Here is a 12,624-nt window from a genome sequence, read left to right on the forward strand (position 1 = left end):
GGCCGTCGCGCATGCTGCGGGTCAAACGGCGTACTGCGCGATGCCGTTGCCGAACGACCAGTCCTCCTTCAGCACTTCGACGAGGCTGACGAAGACGTCCTGCGGCCGCACGCCCGGCTGCGCCGCGAGGTTCTCGGCGATCGTCCGGTAGAGCGCCCGCTTCTGCTCGAGCGTGCGCGTGTTGTTCGCGGTGATCTGGATCATCACCAGATCGTCGCTGCGTTCGATGTCGTAGTAGTGGCGGCCGAACACGAAGTTCTCGGCCGCATGCTCGGTGACGACCATGAAGATGTCGTCCTCGGGCACGTTGAACGTGTGCATCAGCGCGCGATGCACGCCGTCGACGAGCGCCGCGCGATACGCGGCCGGTTTGCCTTCGCGCACGGCAATACGGGTGAATGGCATGGTCCTGCTCCTGTCGGTGACGTTGAAGAACGGGAAACGCGACGTCAGGTTAGAACCGCCGAACTATAATGAACAGTCATCGATGAATATTTCATCCATTTGCATCTGAAATGAAAGTCCTCGACCTCGATGCGGTGCGCGCGTTCGTGCTGGTCGCCGATCTCGCGAGCTTCACGCGCGCCGCCGACGCGCTCGGCATCACGCAATCGGCCGTCAGCCTGAAACTGAAGCGGCTCGAAGCGCATCTCGGCAAGTCGTTGCTCGCGCGCACGCCGCGCGTCGTGAAGCTCGCGGTCGACGGCGAAACCTTCCTGCCGGCCGCGCGCGCGTTGCTCGACGCGCACGATCGCGCGCTCGGCGCGATTGCGGCGGGCACGCGGCGGCTGTCGCTCGGCGTCAGCGAGCACGTCGCGGTGCCCGACCTGCCGGCCGTACTGACGAGCCTGCACCGGCAGGATCCGGGGCTGTCGCTCGAAATGCATCTCGGCTCGTCGTCGAACCTGCTCGCGCAGTACGACGAACGCCGCTTCGACGCGGCGATCGTGCGTCACGAACCGGGCGAGGACCCGCCGCGCGACGACGGCGTGCCGCTCTTCACCGAACCGCTCGCCTGGCTCGCCGCGCCCGACTGGGCGCCGCGCGCCGACGAGCCGCTGCCGCTCGCGGTGCTGGCCGGCCCGTGCGGCGTGCGCGCCGCCGCGCTGCGCGCGCTCGATCAGGCCGGGCTGCCGTGGCGCGAACGCTTCACGGGCGGCGGCGTCGCCGCCGTCGCGGCGGCCGCGGCGGCCGGTCTCGCGGTGTGTCCGCTCGCGCGCCGCGTCGCACCGCGCACGCTCGTCGACGTCGGCGCGAAGTTCGGGCTGCCGCCGCTGCCGCGCTCGCAGGTCGTGCTGTATTCGCGCGTGCGCGACCCGCGCACGGCGGCCGCGCTGCGCCGCTTCGCCGACAGTCTTGCAATCCCGGCGTAAACTAGCGGGTTCCGCCCGTTGCGGGCGTCCCGACCCCAAACCCGATCCCATGAAGCCCGAAACCCGCCAGCACCTCCGCGCCAACCTGCTGATGCTCGCCGCCGCCGCGATCTGGGGCTCGGCATTTGTCGCGCAGCGGCTGAGCCTCGACGTGATCGGGCCGTTCCTGTTCACCGGGCTGCGCTTCCTGCTCGGCGCGCTGGTGCTCGTCCCGCTGCTGAACTTCAATGCGGCCTCGCGCGCGCAGCTCGCGGCGATCCGGCGCGACCCGGCGTTGCTGCTGCCGGGCGTCGCGCTCGGCGCGCTGCTCGCGGTATCGATCTCGCTGCAGCAGATCGGGCTGCAGTACACGCGGATCGCCAATGCCGGCTTCATCAGTTCGCTGTACGTCGTGATCGTCCCGCTGATGGGCGTGTTCGCGCGGCACCGGATCGGCGTCGGCACGTGGTTCGGTGCGTTGCTCGCCGCGATCGGCCTGTATTTCCTCAGCATCGACGAACATTTCTCGGTGCTGTACGGCGACTGGTTCCAGCTCGCCGGCGCGGTGATCATCGCCGCGCACGTGATGGCCGTCGGCCATCTCGCGAAGCGGCACGATCCGCTCGTGCTCGCCTTCCTCCAGTTCGTCGTGTGCGGCGCGCTGTGCCTCGCGGTCGGCCTCGCGGTCGAGCCCGTCAGCGTCGCGATGCTGCGCGGCGCGCTGCCGACGGTGCTCTACGGCGGGCTGCTGTCGGTCGGCGTCGGCTACACGCTGCAGGTCGTCGCGCAGCGCGACGCGGCGCCCGCGCACGCGGCGGTGATCTTCAGCATGGAAGGCGTGTTCGCGGCCGTCGCCGGCTGGGCCGCGCTCGGCGAAACGCTGACGCTGCGCGCGCTCGTCGGCTGCGCGCTGATGCTCGCCGGGCTGCTCGCGTGCCAGCTTCTGCCGAACGGCGATGCGCGCAAAAAGGACGAAGACGCGCTGCCGGCATGAAAAACACCGTCCCTATAATGACGCTTTGCGGGATGTCCCCGCTCACCGCTTCCGACAGGTCTGCCCCGTTCATGTCCGTTTCAGTCGATCCCGTTGCCGACCTGCTGCGCGAACGCGCAGCGCACTACGCCGCGCAGGCCGCGCTGTTCCTGCGCGACCAGGCGTTGTCCACCGCGTCGCACGATCTGCGCAGCCCGCTCAACGCGATGCACAGCTGGGGATACGTGCTCGAGCGCCAGCTCGCGAATGCCGATCCGAATCTGCAGCGCGCACTCGCCGGCATCCGCACCGGCATCGATCAGCAGGTGAAGCTGATCGACGACGTGCTCGATGCGCCGCGCGCGGAAACGCGCACGCTCGCCGTTTCACCGCAAACGTTCGCGCTGCGGCCGCTGCTCGACGATACGCTCGCGCTCGTTCGCTTCGCGCTCGCCGATGCGCGCGGCGTGACGATCGACGCGACGCTGCCAGACGACGCGCCGTCGCTGTGCGCCGATCGCGAACGCATCGCGCAGGCGCTCTGGACGATGCTGACGGTCGCCGTCGAAGCGAGCGCGGCCGGCAGCCGCGTGACGTTCGCGTGCACGCGCGAAGGCGCGCACTACGTCGTGCGCGTGCTCGGCAGCGTCGACGCGGCCGCACTCGTCGATCCGGCGCTGCCGCACATGCTCGAATCGTTCGCGCGCCGCGAGATGCTGCGCGAGCGCGATGCGAAGCGCGTCGCGTGGACGCTCGCGATCTGTCAGCGCGTCGCGCTCGCGCACGACGGCACGTTCGCGCACGATCCGTTCGTCGACGGCGCGACCGTCGCGATCACGCTCGGCCTGCGCGCCGGCACGCCGGCCTGAGCGAAGCGGCGCGCCCGACACATTACGCTTGCCTTTCAGGCTCTATACTGACGGGCCTGACACAACCGGAGCGATTCCTTGTTACAGATCTTCGCGCTGATCGGCGCGTTGTTCCTGGTAGCCCTCAACGGCTTTTTCGTCGCGGCCGAATTCGGCCTCGTCAAACTCCGCGCGACGCGCGTCAAGACGCTGGCGCGCAAGCACGGCCTGCGCGGCCGCATCCTGGGCGTCGTGCACGGCCGCCTCGATGCGTATCTGTCCGCCTGCCAGCTCGGCATCACGCTCGCCTCGCTCGGCCTCGGCTGGATCGGCGAACCGGCGTTCGCGCAGCTCATCGGTCCGCTGCTCGACGTGCTCGGCGTACATTCCGAGCGCGTCGTGCACCTGATCTCGCTCGTGTTCGCGTTCTCGCTGATCTCGTTCCTGCATATCGTCGTCGGCGAACTCGCGCCGAAGTCGATGGCGATCCGCCAGGCCGAAAAGGTCGGACTGTGGGTCGCGCTGCCGCTCTACGCGTTCTACTGGGCGATGTATCCGGCGATCTGGCTGCTCAACACCAGCGCGAACGCGGTGCTGCGACTGGCCGGCCTGTCGGCCGATCACGGCGGCGATGCGCACTACTCGACCGACGAGCTGAAGCTGATCCTGCGCAGCCGCCGCAGCACGGCCGGCAATACCGCGCAACCCGGGCGCGGCGCGTACAGCAACGACGAGTGGAATACGCTCGCGCACTCGCTCGATTTCTCGTCGATGACGGTGTCCGACCTGATGCGGCCCGCCCACGAGATGATCGGCCTGCGCCGCGATCTGCCGCTGCCCGACAACATGGAGATCGTCGCGCGGCACCGCTTCAGCCGCTATCCGCTGTTCACCGACGCGTCGCGCGAACGCGTGTCGGGGCTGATCCATCTGAAGGACCTGCTGCTCGCGCGGCACGCGGGCGCGGCGCTCGACGATCTGTCCGACTATGTGCGGCCGGTTCAGTACGTGCAGCCCGACATGCCCGCGCTCGATCTGTTCCGCCGCTTCCGCAGGGGCGCACCGCACTTCGCGCTGGTCGGCAACAAGGGCGAGAAGCCGATCGGCTTTCTGACGCTCGACAACCTGCTCGGCGCGCTCGTCGGGCAAATCCACGACGAGTTCCGTCAGGGCGATGCGGACTGGACGCGCCTCGACGACGGCACGCTGATGGGCAAAGGCAGCCTGCCCGTCGTGTCGCTCGAGCAGGCGCTCGGCATCGACATCGACGAAGGGCGCGCGGAGTCGGTCGGCGGTCTCGTGATCCAGGCGCTGAACGATCTGCCGTCGGAAGGGCAGCGCGTGTCGTTCGACCGCTTCGACGTCGTCGTGAAGAAGATGAACGGGCCGCGCATCGTGCTCGTGCGCGTGTATCCGAAGGTCGCGAAGGAGGCCGACGAATGACGGCCTCGCAGCGCCGCGCGCGATGAAGCCCGCGCTGCCGCGCCGCTACGTCATCACGCCGGAGCCGGCTTCCGCGTCGGCGGCCGATTGCGACGCATTTCTCGATCGGCTGTCCGCCGTGCTCGCGCGCGGCGACACGCTCGTGCAACTGCGTGTGAAGTCGTTCGACGCGGCGACGTTCGCGCGGCTCGCGGCCGACGCGCTCGCGCGCTGCGAGGCCGCCGGCGCGCAGCTGATGCTGAATGGGCCGATCGACGCGCAGGGCGTGCTGCAGTTCGAACGCGCCGGCTGGCATCTCGACGGCGCGACGCTGCGTGCGACGCAGCAGCGGCCGCTGCCGGCCGAGCGGCTGCTATCCGCCGCCTGTCATGACGCAGGCGATCTGCGGCTCGCCGCACGCGCGGGCGCCGACTTCGTCACGCTGTCGCCGGTATTGCCGACGCTCAGCCATCCGGGCGCACCGACGCTCGGCTGGGCGCAGTTCGGCGCGTGGGCCGCTCACGCCGCGATGCCGGTCTACGCGCTCGGCGGCATGACGCACGCGCATCTCGACGAAGCGCGCCGCCATCATGCATACGGAATCGCGGGTATTCGCGGCTTCTGGTAAGCAATACACGGCCCCGCACAAGGGCCGCCCGTTCGACGTCCTATCATCGGCTCACGCATTCAGGCCGGCACGCGGCGCACGCACCGTCATGCCGAAGTCGATGCGTCTCGCATCGTGCGTCAGCGCGTAGCGGTTCACGTCGCCGGTCAGCCATGCGACGAGCGAATACGGCGGCAGCTCGCCTTCGTCGATCCGGTCGCGCGCACGGGGCGGCGTCTCGAACACGACCTGCCCGGCCGGCGCGTCGAACGGCACCGGATCGGGCGACAGGTTCAGCGCGAGGCTCAGCGTCTCGTCGTCCGCGAGCCGCCACGAGGCGAGCAGCGCGTCCGCATCGCCGCTACTGCGCGAGCGCAGCGCACGCGCGAACTGCGGCCGGCAGTCCGAGAGCCGCGGCGCGATCAGCTTCGCGCGCACCGCGAGCGCGGACTGCACGAAATGCGCGCGCTCCGCGTCGCGCGCGGTTTCGTCGAAGATCAGCGGGATCTGCGGCGTCAGCAGCGACAGCCCGAGCGCGGCCAGCCCCGCCGCGCGCTCCGATTCGCCGTGCCGCCATGCGCCGTCCGACAGCACGAGCGACGTCAGCGACAATCCGTCGCCCGCCATCGCCTCGCCGGACGGACGCGGCTGGAACGCCGCGCCCGCCGCCGTCAGCGCGCGCGCGAGCGTATGGATCGACTGATGCGTCGAGATGCCTTCGTGATGCGGCACGTCGCCGCCCGTCAGGCGATGCAGCGCACGTTCGCCGCAACTGTTCCACTGCGCATCGAAATGCGTGTCCGCGAGGTGCACCGGATGCCGCTCGCTGCCGAGCACGAGATGGATCAGCCGGTCGGCAGGCACGGCGGCGCGCACGCGGTCGGCGATCTCGCACAGCCACGACGTGCCGATCCGGTCCGCATCGCGCAGCCGCAATCCGTCGCAGCGATATTCGTGGATCCAGTACAGGGCGTTGTCGCAGAAGAAGTCGCAGACGTCCGGATGATCGAGCGCGAGCGGCGGCGCCTCGCGCGGATCGTCGCGCCGATGGAAGAACGGCGCCGCGTAATGGCGCAGTGCGTCGGTGCCGCTGCCGAAGCGCGCATAGTCGAGCTCCAATAGCACCGCGAGCCCGAAACCGTGGGCCGCATCGATCAGCGCCTTCAGCGCGTCGGGGCCGCCTTCGGCCGCGAGCGGCGCGAACGGCAGGCTGTCGTGCGGTGACGCGAGCAGCTCCAGCGCCGTCACGCCGAGACGCGCGAGCGCCGGCAGACGACGTCGCACGCCGTCGAAGCCGCCCACGGCGTGCGGACGGATCGCGTACAGCGCGATGTCCTCCCATGCGCGCCCGTGCCAGAACGCATTGCGCCACGTGAATGCACGCGGATCGACCACCTCGCTCGGGCCGTTGAGCCCGTCCGGTTGCGAACGCGACGCGGGATCGGGAATCGGCAATCGCCCGTCGAGCCGATAGCGATAGCGCGCGCCGGCGCCGCAGGCGGCGAAAATCTCGAACCAGCCGCGGCCGGCCGCGTTCATCGGGATCGCGGTAGGGCCGCTGCCGGTATCGAGTTCGAGATCGACCTGCGTGCTGCCCGGCGCCCAGACGCGAAAGTGCGTGCGCGGCGCGGTACAGCCGACACCGCAAGGTTGCGCGCCGAACGGCAGGCAGTAGCTGTAATGCTGCGCATACGGATCGTGCGGACAATCGGACATCGTGCGCTCCTCGCGCATGCCGAGCGGCAGGACGGCGCCGTCGGCGCGGCGCAACGAGGCCCGGCATGCGACGGCCGGGCCGGAGGGAAGAGAAAAAAGTATGCGCCGATTTCGTGCAGGCGACGTATCGACCGAGCACATTTTTAAATGCGAATCGACCCTGTAGAGGCGGGCGACGCTGGGAGGCGGGCGACGCTGGGAGGCGGGCGACGCTGGGAGGCGGGCGACGCTGGGAGCGGGCGACGCTGGGAGCGGGCGATGCTGAAGCAGGCGATGCCGCGAGCATGAGCGTGCGCGGCGCGGGGCACGCTCATGCTCGCGCGCGCCGTGCGAGTCGGGTAGTCCGCATACCGGAATCGCGGCACGCCTTGTTGCCCGCACCGCGCGTCCGTACGCTTCACGGACCGTGCGCGCATCCGCGCGCGCCGCTCCCGACGAAAAGGACCCGCCATGTCGCTTCCCGCCAGCGCCGCCAAATTCGACCCGGCCCGCGCCCACGAATACGCCACGCAATCGCGCATCGCGCTCGCCGGCTACGACGCATGCCACGAACTGGCCGCGTGCGTGCTCGCCGCGACGATCGGCGCACGCGATGCGCATATCCTCGTCGCCGGCGCAGGCGGTACGGGCCAGGAAATCTGCGTGACGGCCGCGCTCGAGCCGCACTGGCGCTTCACCGCGGTCGATCCGTCCGCGCCGATGCTCGCGCTTGCGCGCACGAACGTCGACGCGGCAGGATTCGCCGCTCGCACGCAGTTCGTCGAAGACGGCGTCGACACATTGCCCGATACGCCCGCGTTCGACGGCGCGACGCTGATCGGCGTGCTGCACCACGTGCCCGGCGACGCGGCCAAAGCGGCGCTGCTGCGCGCGATCGCGCGCCGGCTGAAGCCCGGCGCACCGCTCGCGATCGCCGGCAACTACCGCCGCTATGCGGATCATCCGCAGCTGCTCGACGCGTGGCAGCAGCGCTGGCGCATGAAAGGCGCGGCGCCTGACACGGTACGCGCGCAGCTCGCGAAGATCTTGCAGGGTGCCGATCCGCCCGCGTCCGAGGACGCCGTGTTCGATCTGCTGCGCGCGGCGGGCTTCGATGCGCCGGTGCGCTTCTTTGCGAGCCTGTTCTGGGGCGCGTGGGTCGCGATCCGGCGCTGAACCGGCGACGCACGCGCGGCGGCGTCGCGACGGTTGCGCGCGTCAGCTCAGCAGACCGGCCGCGACGTTGATCGACAGCCCGAGCACGGCCATGTTGAAGTAGAACGACAGGATCGACTGCGCAAGCACCGCGCGGCGTGCGGAGCGGCCGGCGAGCGAGATGTCGGCCGTCTGCGATGCGACTGCGATCGTGAACGAGAAGTACAGGAAATCCCAGTAGTCGGGCTCGATGCTGCGGTCCGGAAAGCGCAGCACGCGGTCGCCGCTCGGCGAGCCGTAATAGAGCCGCGCATAGTGCAGCGTGAAGATCGTCGGAATCAGAAACCACGCGCCGAACAGCGTCGCGGCCGTGACCGCGTAGTGGCCGAGGCCCGCGCGAAAGCCGACGCTCTTCACGGTCGCGAGCTCGATCGCGATCGCGGCGACGCTCGCGACCGTCGCGAGACAGATGACGGTCAGTACGGTCGTCGCGCTCTGATCCTCGCGGATCGCGATCTCGCGCACCTTGTGATGATGCGCGGTCACCATGCGCCCCCACATCAGCAGCAGATACAGCCAGATCGCACAGTCCCAGCCGATCAGCGCGCGTGCGGTGGGTCGCGTCGAAGCGGGCAGCACGAGCGCGGCCAGCGCACCGGCGACGAAGGCCGATACGAGCCGCGGCCGGTTGCGCAATACCTGCGGATAGAGCGTCATCATGCGAGAGCGAAAGCGAACGGAAAGGGAGCCGCGCGGGTCGCCGGCCGTCCCCGATTATCGCCATTCCGCCGCGACGTGGCGATGACCGTCTGCGCCCGCGGTCTGTTTTCATCTGGAACGCGCATGCGTTGCGAGGCGAATGGTCGCTCGCGTGGCGCGACGCGGCGAGCGGCCGTTCTCGCGGCAACGCCTGACTCGAACCTCGTTCCACGGGAATGCCGGTGATCGCCCGTACGGCGACGTCGCCCGCTGCCTCTTCGGCACGACGAAACGGCACGCCTCACGACTTGCACTACGACCGATTTCGGGCATTCGCGTGTGCGTGCCATCCGTAAACACGCCCTAAGATAAAGGCATGAGCGCTTCCGCCCTCCTCCACCGTCATCCGGCCAACATCGCGGGCCGCGACTTCGTCGTGGGCGACCTGCACGGCTGCGTCGATGCGCTGCGCGCGCTGCTGCACGACGTGCGCTTCGATCCGGCGCGCGACCGGCTGTTCTCGGTCGGCGATCTGGTCGACCGCGGGCCGGCATCCGAGATCGCGCTCGAACTGCTCGATCGCCCGTGGTGTCACGTCGTGCGCGGCAATCACGAAGAAGTGCTGAGCCTCGTCGCGCGCGGCAAGCTGCCGGCCGACGCATGGCGCGGCATCGGCGGCGACTGGGGCGCCGATCTGCCGCCCGAGCGGCTGCGCGCATATGCGGCGCGCGTCGACGCGCTGCCGCTCGTGCGCGTGATCGGCGAAGGCGCGACGCGCTTCAACGTGCTGCATGCGGAATTCTTCGGCTCCGACGCCGATCTCGATACCGGCGACTATCCGCCCGACGTGCGCGAGCGGCTGATCTGGGGCCGCGATCTCGTGCAGGGACTCGTCGATCCCGGCTGGCAGGCCGGCCTGTCGCTGACCTGCAGCGGCCATACGCCGGTGCGCGTGCCGCAGCGGATCGGCGCGCAATGGTTCATCGATACGGGTGCGTTCGCACCGGCCGGCCGACTGACGCTCGCAGAGCCGCGCACGGGACAGACGTGGTCGATCACGCAGGCCGCCGCACGCGAACGCGGCGCCGCCGCGTGGCCGCTGCCGTGACGGCCGCAGGCTGCCCGGCCGGACACCGCGACGCGCACACCGCATCGAATGCACGGGCGGCGCGACGTCCGCATGCTCGCACCTACCCGACCTGATTCAGCTCGAACACCGCGTCGATCGCGGAGCCGTTCCAGTTGTACTCGAGATACGCCGCGTGATGGCAGTCGCGCAGCAGCGTCGTGCGAAACGCCGCCAGGCATTCGCCGTGCGGATCGCGCACCGACGGATAGACGATCCCGAGCCCGCCCGCGCGGCGCACCGCGCGCCCGAGCGCCTGTCCCGCGCTGTAGTCGAGCGGATCGAGCAAGGCGGGATCGCGCTGCGGCCAGGTGCGCACGTCGACCACGTCGCCGCGCGCGATCACCGTGTACAGCCGCATCTGCTGACGCATCGGCGGCTCCTTCGTCGCCGCGAGGAACAGCGCGCTGTGATAGCGCGTTTCCGCGATCGCGGTGTCGCGTCCGCGCGCGCAGTAAAACACGCCGTAGCTGCCGTCCGAAAAGCGGCTGCCCTGCGGATTCAGATGCGTGAACGCGGCCATGATCGGCCCCCAGCCCTGCCCGTAGCGGCGTTCGCCGGGCGGCACGAGCTCGAGCGTGCCGACTTCGTTGCGGATGCGGTCGTTCGTCAGCGATTCGAGCGCGTACAGCGCGTCGAAGTCTTCGGCCGAGGCGACGCGGTCGAACAGGTTGATCGCGGGAAAGCGCGTGGGAATCACGCGATAGGCGGGCACCCAGTCGAGCGTGGTCGTCGGCCAGGTTGTCGTGTCCGTCGCGCTCGTCACGCCCAGCCACCCCGCATCGCGTCGAGATACTGCCGGACCGCGACCAGATCGCCGACATTGCCCGCCAGCATCCGGTCGAGCGCGCGCTTGCCGCCGAACGGCGCGGCGTCGTTCGGCCGCTTGACCCACGCATCGGCCGCGGCCGGCTGCGGCAGCAGGATCTGCAGCGACTTGTAGATGCCGAGCAGCAGCGACAGCCGCTCGAGCGTATCGCGCGGCACGCGCGCGGCGTCCGGTGCGGACTTCCACTTGAAGAACGTCGAGCGGCCGGGCGAGCCGAGCAGCACGATCTGCTCGTCGATCGTCAGCCCCCAGTCGCGCGCGATGTTGAAAAACGCACGCAGGCCGGCGGCGGACATCTGCGCGACGGACGCTTGGGGCAACGCGGAATGCGGATCGTACGCGGGTTGTGACATGATCGTTAGTCTCAAAACGAATTCACTAACAAGACTAGTCCATTTTCGTATTTTTGCAAGGGTCGAGACCCGCGCGCGACCGCGCAGCGTCGAGCGGTCGCACGTGTAGACGATATTTTTTGTCCATTCTGGACTCGGATTTTATTTTCTGCGTTAATGGCCGCACGGATCACGCGCCGGCAATGCGGCGCCGGTCCGCGGAAACCGTGTCGCCCCGAACCGGAAGGACCCCGTGAAGGAACCATCATGAAGAGACTGATTGCCGCCGTTTCGATCGCCCTGCTCGCGGCATCCGCAGGCCCCGCCGTCGCGAAGGACTGGACCACGATCCGCTTCGGCACCGACGCCAGCTACGCGCCGTTCGAATCGAAGGCGCCCGACGGCAAGCTCGTCGGCTTCGACATCGATCTCGGCAACGAGATCTGTGCGCGCCTGAAGGCGAAGTGCGTCTGGCTCGAGAATGATTTCGACGGAATGATCCCCGCGCTGAAGGCGAAGAAGTTCGACGCGGTGCTGTCGTCGATGTCGATCACGCCGCAGCGTGCGCAGCAGATCGGCTTCACGACGAAGATCTACAACCAGCCGACGCGGCTCGTCGTCAAGAAGGGCTCGCCGCTGCTGCCGACGGCCGAATCGCTGAAGGGCAAGTCGATCGGCGTCGAACAGGGGACGACGCAGGAAGCGTATGCGAAGGCGTACTGGGCGAAGCAAGGCGCGAACGTCGTGTCGTACCAGAACCAGGACGGCGTCTATGCGGACCTGACGGCCGGCCGCCTCGACGCCGCGCTGCAGGACGAGGTGCAGGCCGCGATCGGCTTTCTGAAGTCGCCGCGCGGTGCGGGCTACCAGTTCGTCGGGCCCGAGCTCGTCGACGAGAAGGTGCTCGGCATCGGCGCGGGCATCGGGCTGCGCAAGGAGGACACCGACCTGAAGGCGAAGATCGACCGCGCGATCCTCGACATGGTCAAGGACGGCACGTACAAGCGGCTCGCGTCGAAGTACTTCGACTTCGATATCTACGGCGGCTGACGCGCAGCCGCCGCCGCGCGTCGCGACGGCGTCAGTACGCGAAGAGCGGGCGCCTCGGCATCGGCGCCCGCGCGCACATCCCCTTGCGGAGCCGGCTCGCGAACGGAAAAGCGCCGCCCCGCCGCGGATGACCGGCGCTCAGCCGGATCCGCCTCGCACGCGGTGCGGACAGATGGCCCGTCGGCGCATGCCGGCCGGCCGCCACACGCACGGCCGACCGGCGATGCCCCGACTCACTGCGATCGCGGCCTGCCGGCCGCGGCGTGTGGCGATCGTTCATTTTTCTACCCCGTTCTGGTCTCTGGCTTGTTGCGGCGACCGGCTCGATACGATGCCGGCGCTCCGACGATCGCCCGACGACGGTCCGTGTCGGCCGGACGCGGCGGCTTCGCCGCGCCCGACGCGCATCCCCGCGGACCTGCGCGGCCCGGCACGGCAGCGTTCGCTGCCGGACCGGACGCGCGGCGCGTCGTCGACTTTCGCACGCCCATCGCTGCAAGGAGCGGGCCAGCGCCGCGCGCGGCCGTGCGCACAAG

At 69.6% G+C, this 12,624-nt stretch carries 13 protein-coding genes; 8 read left to right on the forward strand and 5 right to left on the reverse strand.

Annotation, left to right across the window (positions count from 1 at the left end):
* Positions 1 to 21 precede the first annotated feature (21 nt).
* Entirely contained in the window at positions 22 to 405 is a 384-nt protein-coding gene (locus tag BCR55_RS19025) for a tautomerase family protein (protein WP_006404148.1), read from the reverse strand.
* 110 nt (positions 406 to 515) lie between these two features.
* Here BCR55_RS19025 and BCR55_RS19030 point away from each other — a divergent pair, with 110 nt between their 5' ends.
* The 5 genes from BCR55_RS19030 to BCR55_RS19050 all read left to right on the forward strand — a co-directional run bounded on the left by BCR55_RS19030 (position 516) and on the right by BCR55_RS19050 (position 5,223).
* Positions 516 to 1,373 carry a LysR substrate-binding domain-containing protein gene (locus BCR55_RS19030; protein WP_006399423.1) on the forward strand — a complete coding sequence of 286 codons (858 nt, stop codon included), beginning with the start codon at positions 516 to 518 and terminating at the stop codon, positions 1,371 to 1,373.
* Between the two features lie 49 nt (positions 1,374 to 1,422).
* Positions 1,423 to 2,346 (forward strand): DMT family transporter, encoded by a 924-nt coding sequence (locus BCR55_RS19035; RefSeq protein ID WP_006410288.1) that lies wholly within the window; start codon positions 1,423 to 1,425, stop codon positions 2,344 to 2,346.
* Between the two features lie 71 nt (positions 2,347 to 2,417).
* Complete coding sequence (locus BCR55_RS19040) at positions 2,418 to 3,194, forward strand: sensor histidine kinase KdpD (protein WP_035487922.1); 777 nt, start codon at positions 2,418 to 2,420, stop codon at positions 3,192 to 3,194.
* 78 nt (positions 3,195 to 3,272) lie between these two features.
* Positions 3,273 to 4,616: a hemolysin family protein gene (locus BCR55_RS19045; RefSeq protein ID WP_006404153.1), complete on the forward strand. Its 1,344-nt coding sequence runs from the start codon at positions 3,273 to 3,275 to the stop codon at positions 4,614 to 4,616.
* 22 nt (positions 4,617 to 4,638) lie between these two features.
* Positions 4,639 to 5,223 (forward strand): thiamine phosphate synthase, encoded by a 585-nt coding sequence (locus tag BCR55_RS19050; protein WP_006404154.1) that lies wholly within the window; start codon positions 4,639 to 4,641, stop codon positions 5,221 to 5,223.
* A gap of 51 nt (positions 5,224 to 5,274) precedes the next feature.
* On the opposite strand, the gene BCR55_RS19055 is transcribed toward BCR55_RS19050, so the two are convergent.
* On the reverse strand, positions 5,275 to 6,918 hold the full coding sequence (locus tag BCR55_RS19055; RefSeq protein ID WP_065496662.1) for a DUF3459 domain-containing protein: 1,644 nt from the start codon (positions 6,916 to 6,918) through the stop codon (positions 5,275 to 5,277).
* A gap of 450 nt (positions 6,919 to 7,368) precedes the next feature.
* On the opposite strand from BCR55_RS19055, the gene BCR55_RS19060 reads away from it, so the two are divergent.
* The gene (locus BCR55_RS19060; protein WP_065495443.1) at positions 7,369 to 8,073 is read left to right on the forward strand and encodes a class I SAM-dependent methyltransferase; all 705 of its coding nucleotides are present in this window, start codon (positions 7,369 to 7,371) and stop codon (positions 8,071 to 8,073) included.
* A 42-nt stretch (positions 8,074 to 8,115) separates the two neighbouring features.
* Here the strand turns inward: BCR55_RS19060 and BCR55_RS19065 are convergent, their stop codons facing one another.
* Complete coding sequence (locus tag BCR55_RS19065; protein WP_012467817.1) at positions 8,116 to 8,769, reverse strand: DUF1345 domain-containing protein; 654 nt, start codon at positions 8,767 to 8,769, stop codon at positions 8,116 to 8,118.
* Between the two features lie 358 nt (positions 8,770 to 9,127).
* Between BCR55_RS19065 and BCR55_RS19070 the strand changes: the two genes are divergently transcribed.
* Positions 9,128 to 9,859: a metallophosphoesterase gene (locus tag BCR55_RS19070; protein WP_065495445.1), complete on the forward strand. Its 732-nt coding sequence runs from the start codon at positions 9,128 to 9,130 to the stop codon at positions 9,857 to 9,859.
* A gap of 82 nt (positions 9,860 to 9,941) precedes the next feature.
* On the opposite strand, the gene BCR55_RS19075 is transcribed toward BCR55_RS19070, so the two are convergent.
* Both BCR55_RS19075 and BCR55_RS19080 read right to left on the reverse strand, forming a co-directional pair.
* The gene (locus tag BCR55_RS19075) at positions 9,942 to 10,643 is read right to left on the reverse strand and encodes an RES family NAD+ phosphorylase (protein ID WP_065495447.1); all 702 of its coding nucleotides are present in this window, start codon (positions 10,641 to 10,643) and stop codon (positions 9,942 to 9,944) included.
* Positions 10,640 to 11,059 carry an MbcA/ParS/Xre antitoxin family protein gene (locus BCR55_RS19080; protein WP_006399412.1) on the reverse strand — a complete coding sequence of 140 codons (420 nt, stop codon included), beginning with the start codon at positions 11,057 to 11,059 and terminating at the stop codon, positions 10,640 to 10,642. The genes BCR55_RS19075 and BCR55_RS19080 overlap by 4 nt, the downstream gene beginning before the upstream one ends.
* A gap of 246 nt (positions 11,060 to 11,305) precedes the next feature.
* On the opposite strand from BCR55_RS19080, the gene BCR55_RS19085 reads away from it, so the two are divergent.
* Positions 11,306 to 12,088: an ABC transporter substrate-binding protein gene (locus BCR55_RS19085; protein ID WP_006410400.1), complete on the forward strand. Its 783-nt coding sequence runs from the start codon at positions 11,306 to 11,308 to the stop codon at positions 12,086 to 12,088.
* Positions 12,089 to 12,624 lie beyond the last annotated feature (536 nt).

It is taken from the genome of Burkholderia sp. CCA53 (genome assembly GCF_001685525.1).
Taxonomy (GTDB): Bacteria; Pseudomonadota; Gammaproteobacteria; order Burkholderiales; family Burkholderiaceae; genus Burkholderia; species Burkholderia multivorans.